Genomic DNA, 16086 nt, shown 5'->3' with positions numbered 1-16086 from the left:
GTCCGGCTCGCCCGGGCGGTCCTCCGCCGTACGGTGGGCGGGTCGGACGTCAGGCGTAGAAGCCGTCGCGCAGGTTGATGCCGTGCTCGACCCAGACCTTGAGCGCGGCGAGCATCCCTGTCCAGCCCTCGCAGTTGCCGAACGCGCTCTTGGCGCCGGCGGGCGAGGCCAGCCAGGCGGACTCGGTGATCGTGACGAGCGTGCGGGTGTCGTCGTCGACGGGTTCGAACTCGAAGGTCGTGGTGGTCTCGGCTTCGACGCCGTCGCGGGCCTCCCACCGGATCACGAGCCGTCGCGGCGGATCGGCCTCGACGACCGTCACCGGGAACCGCCCCGGAAAGTCGGCGAAGTCCCAGGTGACGTCGGCGCCCTTCTCCAAGCGCCCGCGTGCGCCACCGGTCGTGAAGTAGTGCGAGAGCTGCTCAGGGTCGGCGACGGCCTCGAAGACTTCGGCGACGGGCCGTGCGACGCGCCCCGACACGGTGAACGACAGTGCGGTCAGTTCTTCAGACATGTTGTAGTTTTATAACATGACGGATGCCGCACACAACCCCCCTCCGGGCGACGCGGCCGACGACGACCTGGTTTTCAAGGCGCTTGCCGCGCCGTTGCGGCGGCGCATGCTCGACGCGCTCAAGCGGGAGCCGCTCACGACCGGGGTGCTGTGCGCGCGCTTTCCGGAGGTCGACCGCACGACGGTGCTGCAGCATCTGCGCGTGCTCGAGCGCGCCGAGCTCGTCACCGGCCGCCGGATCGGCCGCGAGCGGCACCTCGCCCTCGCGCCGCTGCCGATCAAGCGCATCCACGACCGCTGGATCGACGAGTACGCACGAGCCGCGGTCGATCTGCTCGACCGCCTGGACGCGGTCCGCCCGGGCGCTAGCCCAGCCGCTCCGCAACGACGCGGATCGTCGCCGCCGGATCGGGGCGGTGCATGACCGACTCGGGCACGATCACGAGCTCGGCGCCCGTCAGCTCCTCCGCCAGGCGATCGGCGGCCGTGAGCAGGATCGGGAAGGTCTGCTCGCCGCGCAGGATCGTCACCGGACCGGGCACCGCGAGCATCTCGGGGCTCGGCGTCGACGAGTCATGGACGAGGTTCGTGTCGTACACGGTCGACTGCGCGAGCGGCAGGACCGCCGCGAACTGCGGGCCGGCGCGGAAGGCCTCGACCATCTGCTGCGGCAGCCCGACGCCCTCGAGCTGGAAGGTGACGATCGCGTCGTCGGGGCGGCCCTCGTCGACGTAGTGCTGCAGCCGCGTCGCGAGGTCGTCGGCCGGCTCTTCGATGCCGAACCGCAGCGGCGGCTCCGACAGGAACAGCGCACCCGTCGGCACCCCGCGTCCGGCCGCGTACAGCGCGAGCACGGCGCCCGAGGAATGCCCGAGCACCGCGTCCACGGCGCCGGCCGACTCGATCACGGCGGCGAGGTCCTCGGCCTCGCGCTGGGGCGTGGATCCGGGGGCGTCGCCGCTCGATCCGCGCGAACGCCTGTCGTACGTGACGGCTCGGTAGCCGGCATCCACCAGCTCTTGAGCCAGGCCTGCAGCGTCGGCGGCCGTCGAGAGCGCGCCGTTCACGATCACCACCGCGCGGCCGTCGCCGAGCGATTCGTACGCGATGGGGGTTCCGTCAGCAGAGGTCGCGGTGTTCATGCCGTCAGCCAATCACGGGTCGCCGACACGCGACAGGTCAGTGCTCGCCGCCGGTCTGGCGGGCGAGCCGGGTCTCTTCGAGGTCGAGCAGCGACTGTGCCTCGGACAGCACGCGCGAGGGATACGTGCCCTGTGAGCGCAGCTCGAGCAGCCGGTCGCGCTCGGCGTTGACGACAGCCAGGCGCAGCTCGCGGTACCGCTGGTGCGGACGAGCGCCGGCGCGCAGCGCGCGGGCGCGTTCCCAGGCCGCCTCGGTGCGCAGGAACGAGGACTGCCGCACGCGCTCGATCACATCGGGGTCGATGGGCGTGGTGGTGGCGGCGTCCGATTCGATCTCGTCCAGGGCCTGCAGCCCGGCGTTGCTGATGTCGTCGAGCAGTGCCGCCAGCTCTTTGCTGTCTTCGCGGGCGTCGACGCCCTGGATCTTGAGGAGCCGGATGACCCATGGCAGCGTGCCGCCCTGCACGACGATGCTCGCCACCGCGACGGTGAACGCGATGAGCACGAGCTGCGGACGATAGGCGGTGTCTTCCGGCAGCGACTGCGCAGCGGCGAGCGTGACCACGCCGCGCATGCCGGCCCAGCCGAGCACGATGCCGCCACGCCAGTCGATGCGCTCCATCCGCCGCTGTTCGAGGTCGGCACGACGGCGCTCGTAGTCGCGCTCGAGCCTGTTGCGCAGCTTCGCCTGACGCTTCGTCGCGACAGTATGGCTGCGGTAGTAGTACAGCGCGAGAAGGGCATGGTACGTGCTCTTCTCGTCGCGTTCCTCGCGCCTGCCCAGCACCCACACGAGCGGACCCATCCACAGGTAGCGGATCACGATGAGTGCCAGTGTCGCGAGCAGGCCGATCCCGAACGCCTCGCCGGCGCTCAGGATCGTCGGGTCCACATCGCCCACGAGCGTGCGGATCTCGAGGCCGATCAGCAGGAAGACGCCGTTCTCGAGCAGGAACTGGATGGTGCGCCAGTTGATCCGGTCGCTCATGCGCGACTGCGCGGTGAACTTCGTCGGCGCCGCGTGCCCGGTGTAGAGCCCCGCGATCACGACCGCGAGGACCCCCGATGCGTGCAGCGCCTCGGCCGGCATGAACGCGACGAACGGCACCGCGAGCGACAGCGCGGTGTCGAGCACCGGGTCGTTGAGCTTGGAGCGCACGAAGACCGTCACGTAGCCCGCGACGAGCCCGACCGCCACGGCGACGACGACCGCGTACGCGAAGTCGAGCACGCCCGCCCACGGAGAGGCGAGCCCGACCGTCGCGGCGGCCACGGCGGAGCGCAGCAGCACGAGGGCGGTGGCATCGTTGAGCAGCCCCTCGCCCTCGAGCACCGTGAGCAGCCGCGGCGGCAGACCGAGTCGTCGTCCGATCGAGGTCGCGGCGACGGCATCCGGCGGGCTGATGATCGCGCCGAGGGCGATGGCGGCGGCGAGGTTGAGGTCGGGGAGCAGTTCGAACAGCAGGATGCCGGTGGCGAAGGCCGTGACGATCACCAGCACCACCGACAGGCTGGCGATCGGCCCGAGGTTGCGCCGGAAGTCGGTGATCGGCACGCTGATGGCCGCCGCGTAGAGGATGGGCGGCAGCAGTCCGTCGAGGATGATCTCGTGCGGCACTTCGATGTCGGGCACCCCGGGCAGGTACGAGAGCCCGACGCCCACGACCACGAGGATGATGGGCGCCGCGACGCCGAGCTTCTTCGAGAACGCGGCGACCGCCACGATCACCGCGACGGCGATGACCGCATAGAAGCCGAGTTCGAGGCCCATCTGTCCAGCCTATTGAGCCGTGCGAAGCGGCTCGCGCCGTGTTGCGCGCCGCATCAGCCCTTGACCGCGGTGACGAACCCGCCGCGCTGGTCGGCCGTCGATGCGCTGCGGTCGGCGACGAGCGGCCGGTCGTAGCGGTGCTCCAGGTCGGCGACCGACACCTCGGCGACGGTCCAGCCGGCGGCAGCGAGCACGCGAGCGGGGTCGGGCGGGTCGGTGCGGGCGAGCAGCTCGTCGAAAGGGATGCCGGTGGCCAGGGCGAAGGTCTGCAGCCGTTCGCGGGTCTCGGGGGTGTCGGTCAGCGCGGGGGCGCGCTCGATGACCGCGCGCGAGCCGGGCGCCGACAGGTCGATCACGTCGTCGAGGAGTGCGCTCTGGTCAGGCGAGCTCAGGTAGGGCAGCAGCCCCTCCAGCACCCAGTGCGTGGGCTCGCCGGGGCCGAAGCCGCTGCGCACCATCGCCGAGGCCCACGGCGCCGTCACATCGGCTGCGACGACCCGGCGGTCGGCCGTCGGCGCCGGGGCGACAGCATCCATCGTCCCGCTCAGGAACGTGACGACCTCGGGGGAGTCGAGCTCGAACACGCGCGTGCCGGCGGGCCAGTCCAGGCGCCAGGCGCGGGTGTCCAGGCCGCTGCCGAGGATCGCGATCTGCCGCAGCGCGCCCGCGCGCAGTTCGTCGTCGATGAATCGCGTGCGCATGCCGATGTAGGTGGCGCCGAGCAGCAGCGACTGCTCCACGGCGGGCACGGCGTCGAGGTCGTCGGGCCAGCGCTCGGGGAACGGCACGGCGACCGCCGAGGCGCGCACGAGCGCGGCCGCCCACGGATCGACGACCAGGGCGTCGGGGCGATCCGATTCGAGGGCGCGGGCCGCAGCGACGGCGACCGCGGTGACTCCGACACCATTCACGGGCATGCACCCATCTTCGCCGCGGCGTCCGCCGCGCCGAGACCGATTCGCTGCTGGCGGAACGGGCCCCCAGTCTGGTCGCCGCGTTCAGAATTCAGGAGATTCGACAGGCCGGCGTCGGGCGACCGCGGAATCACGCGGGATCCGACGAGCTGCCATCTCGCCGGGCCTGAATTCTGCGCAGACGCCCGCGGAGAGCGGCTGCCGGTCCCTCGGCGGCCGACCCTCACCCCAGGCTGTCGTGCAGCACGATCTCGCAGCGGTAGTGCTGAGAGGCCGTCATGTCGCCGCGGAACCACAGCAGCGCGGTGCGCGTCGCGTCACCTGGAGCGACGATCGGACGCAGGTTGTCGGCATCCGATTCCGAGGTGATCGCCGTCCATCGCCAGCTCGCGCCGTCGTCGGCGGTGCGGCCGCGATAGATCTCGTGGTGCGGCGCCCGGCTGCCGTCACGCGGGTCGAACGGGGTCGACACGAACACGGTGTCGAGGTCATGCGGGTCGATCGTGGCGAGGCCCGTGTAGTCCTGCTCGTGGGGGAGCAGCCCCGGGCCCGCCAGGCCCAGCGGGTGCACCGTCCAGCCGCGGTCGGGCCGGAACCGCGCGTACACGAACCGGTGGTCGGCGATCTCGCGGATGCGCTCGAGCTCCGGCGTGGGGGATGCCGGAGCGTCGTCGCCCCGCGCGGTCAGAGTCGCCGCGATCCCGCCGGCGGGGTCGACGCGGATGTCGGACGTCCAGGCGTGCGTGAGGGTCGCGCCGCCCAGGTCGGTGCCGGCGGCGAGGATGCGGGTCAGTCCCTCCTGAGACGGGGCGCCGCCCTGCAGCGCCCGCGGATCGAGCACCGAGCGGTCGCTGCGGTGCAGCATCCCCCGCTCGAGATAGCCGTGATAGATCGAGTTGTCGTAGTCGCGGGGGTGGTGATCGGTGGTCACGAGGTCGATACGGTCGGGCGTCGAGGCGTAGCGCGTATACCCGTTGACGTAGCCCACCTTGGGCCGGGTGAACAGCTTGCCGGCGAAGCTCCAGGTGTCGCCGTCGTCGTCCGACACGAGCGCGCACTGGTCGTCGTTGATCGCCCGCGTGAAGCAGTACAGCCGGCCGTCGAGCTCATGGATGTTGGCGTAGGTGACGCCGCGCCCCTCGGTGAGCTCCGTCCAGTCGAACGTCGACTCCGGCCCCCACCGGGTCGGGTCGCCGGGCTCGCTCACGCGCCACCGCATGAGGTCGTCGGTCTTGTGCTTGGCGTACATCGCCAGCCACCGCCCGTCGCGCCGGCGCCACAGGGCCGGCACGTCGTGGTCGTCCGCCTCGAGGTTCTCGTGCAGCACGACGATCCGGCTGGTGCGGCTCGCGAGGTCGACCACGGTGAGCTCGACGTTTCCGGCGCGTTCCGCCCCACCGGGACCTTCCGCAACGGCGATGGAGCCGACGACGAGCAGGCCGGCCTCCGGGTCGATGAGCGCCCGTTCGTCCTGGAACCAGCACCATGCGCCGTTGTCGTTGATCACGTAGGGGGAGGGCATGCGTGGCTCCGGTTCGTCGTCGGCCGTCGGTGCCCTCGAGTCTGGCAGTGCCGGGTGGCCCGACTTGCCGCTCTGCGACCGCGAGCGATCCCCCGTTCCTACGAGGCTTGAAATAGTTCGTGCGAATTCGACGCAAGTTGGGCGTGCTGCCCGTATGGTGGGTCTCCGAGAGGGAGGCTGACGATGACCGCCACCAGCACGCCGAGCGCCGGGGAGCTGTTCCGCCTGGTGCAGACCGGCCGCGCGGAATCGCGCGCCGACCTCAGTCGCCTGACCGGGCTGAGCGCGTCGACCGTAGCGCTGCGCGTCGAAGAGCTGATCGCGCACGGCTACCTCGAAGAGACCGGCAGGGGCGCCTCGAAGGGCGGACGCCGGCCGCGGATGCTGGCGGTCAGCGCCGGCGAGACCATCGTCGCCGCGGTCGACCTCGGTGAGCGCCACATGACGATCGTGCTGATGAACCGCCGCGGCGAGGTGCTCGCCGACGCGAACCGGCCGCTGTCGCTGCTGGACGGCCCGCAGCGCGTGCTCGGGGATGTGTGGGAGAAGGTCCAGGCGCTCGGCGAGGACCTTCCGGGCACCCGCATCGAGGGCATCGCGATGAGCCTGCCCGGCCCGGTCGACTCGCGCGACGGCCGGCTGCTCGCGCCCATGCGGATGCCCGGGTGGAACGGCATCGTCGTCGCAGACCTGCTCCGTGAGATCACCGGGCTGCCGGCCCACGTCGACAACGACGCCAACGCGATGGCGATGGGGGAGTTCGTCGAGCGCGGGCAGAGCGTCAACGAACTGGTCTTCGTGAAGGCCGGATCTGGCATCGGCTGCGGCGTCATCGTCGGCGGCGAGCTGTACCGCGGGTACCGCGGAGTGGCCGGCGACATCAGCCATGTCGCGCTCGCCGGCGCCCCGCCGGTGATCTGCTCCTGCGGACGCGTCGGCTGCCTCGACGTGGTCGCCAGCGGCGCCGCGATCGTCGATGCGCTGCGCGAGTCGGGCATCGCCGTCGACCACCTCGAAGACGTGCTCGCGCTCGCCGCCGACGCGCATCCGCGGGCGACCGGGCTCCTGCGCGAGGCCGGTCAGCGCACGGGCGAGGTGCTCGCGACCATCATCAACTTCTTCAATCCGCGGGTGCTCGCGATCGGCGGGCAGCTCGCGACGGCTGACGCGTTCATCGCGGGGGTGCGCCAGGCGATCTACACGCTGTGCCTGCCGATGTCGACCGACCTGCTCGAGATCAGCGTCTCGGCGGCGGGGCCGCTCGGCGGCGCGCGCGGCGTCGGGGACGCACTGCTGGCGTCGCTGCTCGAACCCGAGCGCATCGACCGCGACCTCAAGGACTATTCATCCAAAATCGAATAAAGATCGTCTAGTTGATTCTGGAAGCCGGGGAGATTCTCCGCAGTCTGCCTAAACTGGCCAGGTGACCCAGCATCCTCTCCCGCGTATCGCGATCGCCGGCATGGCGATCGAGTCGAGCACGTTCTCTCCTCACCGCGCCGCAGCGCGCGACTTCCAGCGCGTCGAAGGCGACGATCTGATCCAGCGCTACCCGTCGCTGCGCGACGGCACGTACCTGGACGCCGCGCACTGGCTGCCGGTGTACTACGCCCGGTCGATCCCCGGCGGCGCCGTGCTGCGCGAGGTGTACGACCAGATCAAGGGGCGGATCCTCGACGGACTGCGCGCCCTGGTCGCCGAAGCGCCGCTCGACGGTCTCTTCTTCGACATCCACGGCGCGATGAGCGTCGAGGGCCTCGACGACGCCGAGGGCGACCTGATCACCGCCATCCGCGAGGTGATCGGCGCCGACGTCGTCGTGTCGGCCTCGATGGACCTCCACGGCAATGTGTCGGACCCCCTCGTCGCGCAGGTCGACATCATCACGTGCTACCGGCTCGCGCCGCACGAGGACACGTGGGAGACCCGCGACCGCGCCATCAAGAACCTCGTCGAGACGCTGCAGTCGGGCATCGTGCCGCGCCGCGCGCACGTGACGGTGCCGATCCTGCTCCCCGGCGAGAAGACCTCGACGCGCGTCGAGCCGGCGAAGAGCCTGTACGCCCGCATCGACGAGATCGAGCAGCGCCCCGGCATCATCGACGCCGCGGTGTGGATCGGGTACGCGTGGGCCGACGAACCGCGGTGCCACGGCGTCGTGGTCGTGACCGGCACGGACGACGCAGCGATCTCCGCCGCCGCCGAGGAGCTCGGGCAGGCCTTCTGGGACGTGCGCGACGAGTTCGAGTTCGTCGGCCCTCCGGGCACCCTCGCCGAGGGCGTGGACGCCGGACTCGCCGCGACCGACACGCCGTATTTCATCAGCGACTCGGGCGACAACCCGGGCGCCGGCGGCACCGGTGACGTCACGTGGACGCTCGCCCAGCTGCTGGCCGACGAGCGGCTGACCGCACCCGATGCGCCCACGGTCCTCGTGGGGTCGATCTTCGACGCCGACGCGCTCGCGCAGCTGCGCGGCCACAGCGTGGGGGACCGCGTCGCGGTGACCGCGGGAGCGCGCATCGACCACGGCCCGCACGGCCCGGTCGCGATCGCCGGCGTGCTCGACGGGCTCTACGAGGGGGATCCGGATGCCGGCGGCATCGCCGTCATCCGCGTCGGCGGTCTGCGGGTCGTCGTCACGGAGTTCCGCAAGGCGTACCACGCGGTCGAGGACTTCACCGCGATCGGGCTCGACCCGCTGACTGCACAGATCGTCGTCACGAAGATCGGCTACCTGGAGCCCACGCTGTACGCGATCCAGCGCGGCTGGACGCTGGCACTGACGCCGGGCGGCGTCGACCAGGATCTGCAGCGTCTCGGACACCACCGCATCCAGCGGCCGATGTTCCCGTTCGACCGGTTCGAGACGGCTCCCGACCTGTCTCCGCGGCTCTTCGGCTGAGCGTCTCGTAACTTACTTGCTCCGAATATGGAGCAAGTTAGTTACGAGAACGTAATAAGGATGGCATTGCGCGGGTACTTTCTGCGTGAATGATGAAAAGTGCGTCGAGAAACCAACGAACATGACCCGTCTCGACCGTGTGAACAAGGAGGTTTGATGCGTAAGCCAGTGATGCGACGTCTCGTCGCGACCCTGAGCGTCGTGGCGGCCGGGGCCCTCGTCATGTCCGGATGCGCGTCGTCCGGCACCGAGTCGGCCGGCGACACGAAGGACTCGGTCAGCTACGCACTTCCGGCAGGGACAGGCCCGAACTGGATCCTGCCGATCTCGAGCCCGGACACGATGGCCACGCACAACAGCGCGATCAAGGCCACGATGTGGCCGCGCCTGTTCGAGTACAACGGCACCAGCGGAAAGATGGAGTGGGACCAGAAGGGCTCGGCCGCGAAGTCCTACGAGTTCAGCGACGACCACCTCTCGGTCACCATCACGCTGAACGACCTCGACTGGTCGGACGGCGAGCCCGTCACGTCGCGCGACGTCGAGTTCTGGTACAACCTCGTCCGCTACAACGCGGAGAAGACGGGCGGCTACTCGGCCGGCCGCATCCCCGACAACATCACCGCGTTCGACATCATCGACGACAAGAACTTCACGCTGACGTTCGACGCCGTCTACAACGAGGAGTTCCTGCTGGCCAACCAGCTGAGCCTCGTCTACCCGATGCCCCAGCACGCGTGGGACAAGACGAGCGCGGACGGCGAGATCGGCGACTTCGACCAGGACGCCGACACGGCCGTCCAGGTGTTCGACTTCCTGTTCTCGCAGGCCGAGGACATGAAGACGTACGCGACCAACGAGCTGTGGAAGACCGTCTCGGGACCGTACACGGTCAAGAGCTGGTCGGACTCGGGCCAGGTCGTCCTCACCGCGAACGACAAGTACACCGGTGACGACAAGCCCGCCATCACCGAGGTCACCTTCGTCCCGTTCACGTCGGCCGACGCCGAGATGAACGCGGTGCGCTCGGGCGACGTCGACTACGGCTACGTCACCAGCGCGCAGCTGACCAACGAGAAGCAGTTCACGGACCTCGGCTACTCGGTCGAGCCGTGGGCCGGCTGGTCGATCACGTACATGCCGTACAACTTCGCGAACCCCGAGAAGGGCGCGTTCTACGACCAGCTCTATGTGCGCCAGGCGCTGCAGCACGCGGTCGACCAGGAGACGATCTCGGACGTCATCTGGCACGGCGCGGCGACCCCGGACTACGGCCCGGTGCCGCAGACGCAGGACTCGGCGTACCTCTCGGACGTCCAGAAGGACAACCCGTACCCGTTCGACCTCGACAAGTCGGCCGAGCTGTTCAGCAGCCACGGCTGGACGAAGAACTCGGACGACGTCTTCGAGTGCACGACGCCCGGTTCGGGCGACGACCAGTGCGGTGAGGGCATCGCCGCCGGCACGAAGGCCGAGATCGTCGTGACGACGCAGAACGGCTCGCAGGAGACCGACAACATGATGGCCGAGATCCAGTCGTCGCTGGCCAAGGTCGGCGTCAAGATGACGATCGACGCCAAGCCGCTGGACTCGGTGCTCACCGAGGCGCAGTCGTGCAAGGTCGAGGGCTCGACCACCTGCAGCTGGGAGCTGGTCTTCTTCGGCACCGCCGGTTCGTGGTACTTCCCGGCCTACCCCACGGGTGAGCGCGTGTTCGCCAAGGACACCAAGTGGAACGCCGGTCAGTACGACAACCCCGAGGCCGAGACGCTCATCAACCAGATGACGGCCTCGACCGACCCGCAGATCGCGCAGGAGTACTCGGCGCTGCTGGCCGAGGACCTTCCCGTGATGTGGATGCCGAACCCGGTGTATCAGGTCTCGGTCATCAAGAAGGGTCTCGACGTCGCACACCAGGACCCGGGTGCGTCGTTCTACCCGCAGCGGTGGTCGTGGACCGACTGATCTGACAGTCACCGGCGACAAGAAGCAGAAGTAGAGGAAGCATGACCACGGCGACGGCGCAGTCCGCGCGCACCACGGCCAAAGCCGGGGGCAACCGGTTCGGCATCTGGATGTTCCTGGGGCGACGTGTCGTCCAAGGGCTCATCGTCATCCTGATCGTGACGCTCATCGTGTTCGCGCTGCTCAACCTGGCAATGCCCGAGGGCCCGGCCCTCGGCATCCTGGGGATGCAGGCGACCCAGGAGCAGATCGACGCGTTCAACGCGGCCAACGGCTACGACCAGCCGCTGTGGCAGCAGTACCTCACCTTCCTGTCGCACCTCGCCGTCGGCGACCTGGGCGATTCGTTCACACTGAATCGCCCGGTCGCCGACGCGATCGGCCAGCGTCTTCCGAAGACGCTGCTGCTGGCATCCCTCTCGATGATCGTGGCGCTGATCGTCGCGATCCCGATGGGCATCTACCAGGCGGTGCGTCGCGGCAAGGCCGGCGACTACGCCTTCACGACCTGGAACTTCGTCATCTACTCGACGCCCTCGTTCTTCCTGGGCCTCATCCTGGTGATCGTCTTCTCGCAGTGGCTGGGATGGTTCCCGGCCCTCGCGCCGCAGGGCGACACCGTGGCCGACGTGCTGGCCAACCCCGCCGGGCTCGTCCTGCCGGTGGCCACCGCGGCACTCGGCATCATCGCCACGATCTCGCGCTACATGCGCTCGGCGACGATCGACAACCTCTCGGAGGACTACGTGCGCACCGCGCGCGCCAAGGGCACGCCGAAGGCCGTCGTCGTGCGGCGTCACGTCGTGCGCAACTCGCTCACCCCGGTCATCGCCATGCTGGGCTACTACCTGCCCGTCATGTTCGGCGGCATGATCGTGGTCGAGTCGCTCTTCAACTACCCCGGGATGGGGCTGCTCTTCTGGACGAGCGCCCAGACCGGTGACTACCCGGTTCTGCTCGGCTGCGTGATGGTCATCGCGGTTGCCACGGTCGTCGGCTCGCTGCTGGCCGACCTGGTGCAGGCTCTGCTGGACCCCCGTACCCGAGGGGAACTGTCATGACGACCGTCACCGTGCCCGCCGCGGACAAGACCGCGGACCCGGCGTCCGGCAAGACCGCCGCCACCCCCGTGCGCAAGGGCTCCGGCTCGCCGTTCCGTCGCGGACTGCGACGCTTCACGCACAACAAGCTGGCCGTGTTCGGCCTCGTCATCCTGGGTTTCTTCCTGCTGTTCTGCTTCGTCGGGCCGCTCGTGTACCCGACCGACCAGGTGCACACCGACCTGACGAGCACGATGCTCCCGCCGGGCACCGCCGGCCACCCGCTCGGCACAGACGACGTCGGCTACGACGTGCTCGGCCGCCTCATGATCGCCGGTCAGGTGTCGATCGTCATCGGCCTCGCGGCGGGCGTGCTGGCCACCGTGATCGGGACCCTGTGGGGTGCGGTCTCGGGCTACGTCGGCGGCGCCGTGGATGCCGTCATGATGCGGATCGTGGATGCCGGCATCGCGATCCCCGCCACCTTCCTGCTGCTGATCCTCTCGGCGATCATGAAGCCGTCCGTGCCGCTGATGATCGTCGTGATCGGACTCGTCTCGTGGCTCGTGCCCGCGCGTCTCGTGCGCGCCGAGTCCATCTCGCTCAAATCGCGCGAGTACGTCCTCGCGCTCCGCGCCATGGGCGGCACCCACGGCCGCGCCGTCATGAAGCACATCGTCCCGAACACCGTGGGCACGATCGTCGTCAACGCGACCTTCCAGGTCGCCGACGCGATCCTCCTCGTCGCCTATGTCTCGTTCCTCGGGATGGGGCTGCAGAAGCCCGCGACCGACTGGGGCGCCATGCTCACCGGCGGCATGCAGTACACGTACGCCGGCGCCTGGTGGCTCATCTTCCCCGCGGGCCTGTGCATCGTGCTGGTCGTGGTCGCGTTCAACGCGATCGGCGACGGCCTGCGCGACTTCTTCGACGTGAAGGGACGCGACCGTTGAGCGCGAACGCACCGCTGCTGAGCATCCGTGACCTGCAGGTCACGTTCCGCACCGACGACGGCCCGGTCGAGGCAGTGAAGGGCATCGACCTCGAGATCCGCGCCGGCGAGGTGCTGGCGCTCGTGGGCGAGTCGGGGTCGGGCAAGTCCGTCACCGCGATGTCGATCCTGCAGCTGCTGCCGGCGACCGCGACGCGCACCGGGTCGATCGCGCTGGAGGGCCACGAGCTCACCGCGCTGAGCGAAGCGCAGATGAACGACGTGCGCGGCCGCGAGATCTCGATGATCTTCCAGGAGCCGATGACCGCGCTCAACCCCTCGATGCGGATCGGCGACCAGATCGCCGAGGCGCTGCGCAACCACGAGAGCCTGACGAAGGCCCAGGCGCACGCCCAGGCCGTCGAGCTGCTGCGCCGCGTGGGCATCCCCGAGCCCGAGCGCCGTGCCACCGGGTACGCGCACGAGATGTCGGGCGGCCAGCGTCAGCGCGTCGTCATCGCGATCGCGCTGGCCTGCGGCCCGAAGCTCATCATCGCCGATGAGCCCACGACCGCCCTGGACGTCACCGTGCAGGCCGAGATCCTCGACCTCATCCGCGACCTCGCGACCGAGCGGGGGACGGCGTTCCTCCTCGTCACCCACAACATGGGCGTCGTCGCCGACATCGCCGACCGGGTCGCGGTGATGTACCGGGGCGACATGGTCGAGGTGGGCTCGACGACCCAGGTGCTGCGGCATCCCGAAGCGGCGTACACGCAGCGACTGCTCTCGGCCGTCCCGCGGCTGCCCGACGCCGACGAGGTGGAGCCGGAGCTCGATCCGGCGGTCGCCGGGGTCACGCCGGTGCTGTCGCTCAGCGAGGCGAGCGTGACGTACCGCAAGGCCGGCCAGCACTTCACGGCGCTCGATGCGGTGTCGGTCGACATCGCCCCGGGTGAGATCCTCGGACTCGTCGGCGAGTCCGGCTCGGGCAAGTCGACGCTCGGCAAGGTCGCGCTCGGCCTCGTGCCGATGTCGGGTGGCGAGCTGCGCCTGTTCGGCGAGAAGGTCGGGCACGGCGGCGTGCGCGGCCGCGCCGAGCGGCGTCTGCGCGGCCGGGTCGGCACGGTGTTCCAGGATCCGGGCTCGAGCCTGGACCCGCGGGCGACAGTGGCCGACGCGATCGCGGAGCCTCTCATCGTGCACCGGCGCTCGCACCCGATGTCGGGCCGCGCCCGGGCGGCGCGCGTGCGCGAACTGCTCGAGGCGGTCGAGCTGCCCGCATCGTACGCCAGCCGCTACCCGCACGAGCTGTCGGGCGGTCAGCGTCAGCGCATCGGCCTCGCCCGCGCGATCGCGCTGGAGCCCGAGCTGATCATCGCCGACGAGCCGACGAGCGCGCTCGACGTGTCGGTGCAGGCCGCGGTGCTCAAGGTGCTGCGCGAGCTGCAGGAGCGCATGCGCTTCGCGTGCCTGTTCATCAGCCACGACCTCGCGGTCGTGCACGAGTTCTCGGACCGCGTGGCCGTCATGTATGCCGGGCAGGTCGTGGAGCTCGGGCGCACCGACGACGTGCTGCTGCGTCCGCAGCACCCGTACAGCAAGCGGCTGCTCGCCTCGGTGCCGGTGCCCGACCCGGTGGTGCAGTCGGGCCGCCGCCTGGCCCGTCTGACCGCGCGGAGCGTCGCGTGAGTGCAGTGCCCGCGCTGGAGCTGATCGCCCAGGACGCGGCCGCGGTCCAGGTCGCGGTCGAGATCGGCGCCGCGCGCGTCGAGCTGTGCCAGGCGCTCGCGCTGGGCGGCCTGACGCCGTCGATCGCGACGCTCGAGCACGCAGTGGCCGCTGCGGCCGGTGCCGTGGAGGTGCACGCGCTGATCCGCGTGCGTCCCGGCGGCTTCCGCTACAGCGCAGACGAGGTGGGGGTCATGGCCGACGACGTGCGGGCGGCGATCGCCGCGGGCGCGTCGGGCGTGGTCGTCGGCTGCCTCGACGAGGACGCACGGTTCGATCGCGACCAGATGAGGCGGTTGCGGGATGCCGCCGGTGAGGCCGGATTCGCGGCCCACCGTGCGATCGACCTGGCCGCGGATCCGCTCGCCGCGATCGACGACCTGGTCTCGCTCGGCGTGGACCGCGTGCTGACGTCGGGTGGGGCATCCACCGCTCTCGAAGGAGCCGCGACGCTCGCCGCGATGGTGGCGCGCGCCGGCGGACGCATCGACGTCATGGCGGGCGGCGGCGTCACCGCCGCCGCGGTCGACGGCATTCTGCGCACGGGTGTGCCCGCGATCCATTTTTCGGCCAAGCGCACCGTGCCGGGCGACTCCGGTGTGAGCATGGGCTCCGCCGAGACCGGCGGCGTCGGCTCGTACGACACCGTCGACGCGGACCTCGCGCGCGGCATCGCCGCGGCCGTCCGTGCCTACGGGGGCGGTTCCGTCCGATGAGCTCTGCAGTGGTGCTCGGCCTCGATGTCGGAGGCTCGAGCGTGAAGTACCGGCTTGCCTCGGCGGCCCCGTCGGACCGGATTCCTGAGGCGCTCGTGCAGGGGACGGCGTCCACGCCCAAGAAGGATCCGGTGGTCGGCCTCGCCGCGATCGCGCGGGAGGTGACCGGGCCGCACCGGCTGGTGGGCGTCGTCGTCGGGATCCCCGGACTCGTGGACGAGACGACCGGGACGGTGCTGCGCTCGGCGAACCTGCCGGCGCTCGACGGGCTCGCGCTGGGTCCCGCCCTCACTGCCGAGCTCGATGCGCCGGTCGCCGTCATCAACGACGGGCGTGCGGCGGCCGTCGCCGAAGCCCGATGGGGCGCGGGGGCGGGGGAGCGCGACGTGTTCACGCTGGCGCTCGGGACCGGTATCGCCGGGTCGCACATCGTCGACGGCGTGGTCGTCGACGGCGCCCACGGCATCGCCGGGGAGCTCGGTCATGTGGTCGTCGTGCCGTCCGGTGCGAGGTGCGGGTGCGGGCAGCGAGGCTGCCTCGAGACCGTCGTCGGCGCGCCTGCGCTGCGGAAGGCCTGGAACCGGGCCGGTGGCGAGGGCTCGCCGAAGGACCTCCTGTCGGCATACGAGGCGGGTGATGAGCGTGCGATCCGCGTGGTCGAGCGGGGCGCGGGAGCGCTGGCCGACGCCATCCTGACGCTGCTGGCGCTCGTCGACCCCGGCGTGATCGTCATCGGCGGCGGACTGGCCAGCCCGCCGCACCGCATCGTCGTGCGCGCGAGGGCCCTCGTGGACGAGCGGGCGACGTTCCACCGCGTGCCGCCGATCGTCCCGGCGACCCTGGGCAAGTGGGCCGGCGCCGTGGGCGCGGTCGCCGAGGCGCGCGAGCTCGCCGCCCGCGTGATGATCGGTGTCTCTGCGAACTGAGTCCGCGAG

General features: G+C 70.4%; 14 protein-coding genes. 9 read left to right on the top strand and 5 right to left on the bottom strand.

The features are described 5' to 3' along the window. Positions 1 to 49: 49 nt before the first annotated feature. Complete coding sequence (locus tag ABEA46_RS09080) at positions 50 to 514, bottom strand: SRPBCC domain-containing protein (RefSeq protein WP_345544118.1); 465 nt, start codon at positions 512 to 514, stop codon at positions 50 to 52. Positions 515 to 530: 16 nt separating this feature from the next. Between ABEA46_RS09080 and ABEA46_RS09075 the strand changes: the two genes are divergently transcribed. Further along, complete coding sequence (locus ABEA46_RS09075; RefSeq protein ID WP_345544117.1) at positions 531 to 938, top strand: ArsR/SmtB family transcription factor; 408 nt, start codon at positions 531 to 533, stop codon at positions 936 to 938. Here the strand turns inward: ABEA46_RS09075 and ABEA46_RS09070 are convergent. The 4 genes from ABEA46_RS09070 to ABEA46_RS09055 all read right to left on the bottom strand — a co-directional run bounded on the left by ABEA46_RS09070 (position 880) and on the right by ABEA46_RS09055 (position 5863). Further along, positions 880 to 1656, bottom strand: coding sequence for an alpha/beta fold hydrolase (locus tag ABEA46_RS09070; RefSeq protein WP_345544115.1), 777 nt, complete (start codon positions 1654 to 1656; stop codon positions 880 to 882). The genes ABEA46_RS09075 and ABEA46_RS09070 overlap by 59 nt on opposite strands. 37 nt (positions 1657 to 1693) lie before the next feature. Next, the gene (locus tag ABEA46_RS09065; protein WP_345544114.1) at positions 1694 to 3427 is read right to left on the bottom strand and encodes a cation:proton antiporter; all 1734 of its coding nucleotides are present in this window, start codon (positions 3425 to 3427) and stop codon (positions 1694 to 1696) included. Positions 3428 to 3480: 53 nt separating this feature from the next. Then, positions 3481 to 4344, bottom strand: coding sequence for an SAM-dependent methyltransferase (locus ABEA46_RS09060; protein ID WP_345544113.1), 864 nt, complete (start codon positions 4342 to 4344; stop codon positions 3481 to 3483). A gap of 220 nt (positions 4345 to 4564) precedes the next feature. Beyond that, positions 4565 to 5863 carry a BNR-4 repeat-containing protein gene (locus tag ABEA46_RS09055; protein WP_345544112.1) on the bottom strand — a complete coding sequence of 433 codons (1299 nt, stop codon included), beginning with the start codon at positions 5861 to 5863 and terminating at the stop codon, positions 4565 to 4567. A gap of 183 nt (positions 5864 to 6046) precedes the next feature. Here ABEA46_RS09055 and ABEA46_RS09050 point away from each other — a divergent pair, with 183 nt between their 5' ends. The 8 genes from ABEA46_RS09050 (at position 6047) to ABEA46_RS09015 (ending at position 16077) form a co-directional block, all read left to right on the top strand. Further along, a complete protein-coding gene (locus ABEA46_RS09050) occupies positions 6047 to 7225 on the top strand; it encodes an ROK family protein (protein ID WP_345544111.1) in 1179 nt (392 codons plus the stop codon). Positions 7226 to 7286: 61 nt separating this feature from the next. Then, on the top strand, positions 7287 to 8768 hold the full coding sequence (locus ABEA46_RS09045; protein WP_345544110.1) for a M81 family metallopeptidase: 1482 nt from the start codon (positions 7287 to 7289) through the stop codon (positions 8766 to 8768). A 156-nt stretch (positions 8769 to 8924) separates the two neighbouring features. After that, a complete protein-coding gene (locus ABEA46_RS09040) occupies positions 8925 to 10733 on the top strand; it encodes a peptide ABC transporter substrate-binding protein (protein ID WP_345544109.1) in 1809 nt (602 codons plus the stop codon). Positions 10734 to 10774: 41 nt separating this feature from the next. Next, positions 10775 to 11794: an ABC transporter permease gene (locus ABEA46_RS09035; RefSeq protein WP_345544108.1), complete on the top strand. Its 1020-nt coding sequence runs from the start codon at positions 10775 to 10777 to the stop codon at positions 11792 to 11794. After that, positions 11791 to 12726: an ABC transporter permease gene (locus ABEA46_RS09030; protein WP_345544107.1), complete on the top strand. Its 936-nt coding sequence runs from the start codon at positions 11791 to 11793 to the stop codon at positions 12724 to 12726. The genes ABEA46_RS09035 and ABEA46_RS09030 overlap by 4 nt, the downstream gene beginning before the upstream one ends. Further along, on the top strand, positions 12723 to 14396 hold the full coding sequence (locus ABEA46_RS09025; protein ID WP_345544106.1) for an ABC transporter ATP-binding protein: 1674 nt from the start codon (positions 12723 to 12725) through the stop codon (positions 14394 to 14396). The genes ABEA46_RS09030 and ABEA46_RS09025 overlap by 4 nt, the downstream gene beginning before the upstream one ends. Further along, positions 14393 to 15151, top strand: coding sequence for a copper homeostasis protein CutC (locus ABEA46_RS09020; RefSeq protein ID WP_345544105.1), 759 nt, complete (start codon positions 14393 to 14395; stop codon positions 15149 to 15151). The genes ABEA46_RS09025 and ABEA46_RS09020 overlap by 4 nt, the downstream gene beginning before the upstream one ends. After that, positions 15148 to 16077, top strand: a complete 930-nt coding sequence (locus ABEA46_RS09015) for an ROK family protein (protein WP_345544104.1) — start codon at positions 15148 to 15150, stop codon at positions 16075 to 16077. The genes ABEA46_RS09020 and ABEA46_RS09015 overlap by 4 nt, the downstream gene beginning before the upstream one ends. Positions 16078 to 16086 lie beyond the last annotated feature (9 nt).

This window comes from Microbacterium jejuense (assembly GCF_039544225.1).
GTDB classification, from domain to species: Bacteria; Actinomycetota; Actinomycetes; order Actinomycetales; family Microbacteriaceae; genus Microbacterium; species Microbacterium jejuense.
The sequence above is the reverse complement of the archived record's forward strand: the minus strand, read 5'-3'. Positions and strand labels throughout refer to the sequence as shown.

Excerpts from the sequence above, each read along its gene's own strand:
- ABEA46_RS09080 (WP_345544118.1), bottom strand. The coding sequence starts at position 514 with ATGTCTGAAGAACTGACCGCACTGTCGTTCACCGTGTCGGGGCGCGTC.
- ABEA46_RS09075 (WP_345544117.1), top strand. The coding sequence starts at position 531 with ATGACGGATGCCGCACACAACCCCCCTCCGGGCGACGCGGCCGACGAC.
- ABEA46_RS09070 (WP_345544115.1), bottom strand. The coding sequence starts at position 1,656 with ATGAACACCGCGACCTCTGCTGACGGAACCCCCATCGCGTACGAATCG.
- ABEA46_RS09065 (WP_345544114.1), bottom strand. The coding sequence starts at position 3,427 with ATGGGCCTCGAACTCGGCTTCTATGCGGTCATCGCCGTCGCGGTGATC.
- ABEA46_RS09060 (WP_345544113.1), bottom strand. The coding sequence starts at position 4,344 with ATGCCCGTGAATGGTGTCGGAGTCACCGCGGTCGCCGTCGCTGCGGCC.
- ABEA46_RS09055 (WP_345544112.1), bottom strand. The coding sequence starts at position 5,863 with ATGCCCTCCCCCTACGTGATCAACGACAACGGCGCATGGTGCTGGTTC.
- ABEA46_RS09050 (WP_345544111.1), top strand. The coding sequence starts at position 6,047 with ATGACCGCCACCAGCACGCCGAGCGCCGGGGAGCTGTTCCGCCTGGTG.
- ABEA46_RS09040 (WP_345544109.1), top strand. The coding sequence starts at position 8,925 with ATGCGTAAGCCAGTGATGCGACGTCTCGTCGCGACCCTGAGCGTCGTG.
- ABEA46_RS09035 (WP_345544108.1), top strand. The coding sequence starts at position 10,775 with ATGACCACGGCGACGGCGCAGTCCGCGCGCACCACGGCCAAAGCCGGG.
- ABEA46_RS09030 (WP_345544107.1), top strand. The coding sequence starts at position 11,791 with ATGACGACCGTCACCGTGCCCGCCGCGGACAAGACCGCGGACCCGGCG.
- ABEA46_RS09015 (WP_345544104.1), top strand. The coding sequence starts at position 15,148 with ATGAGCTCTGCAGTGGTGCTCGGCCTCGATGTCGGAGGCTCGAGCGTG.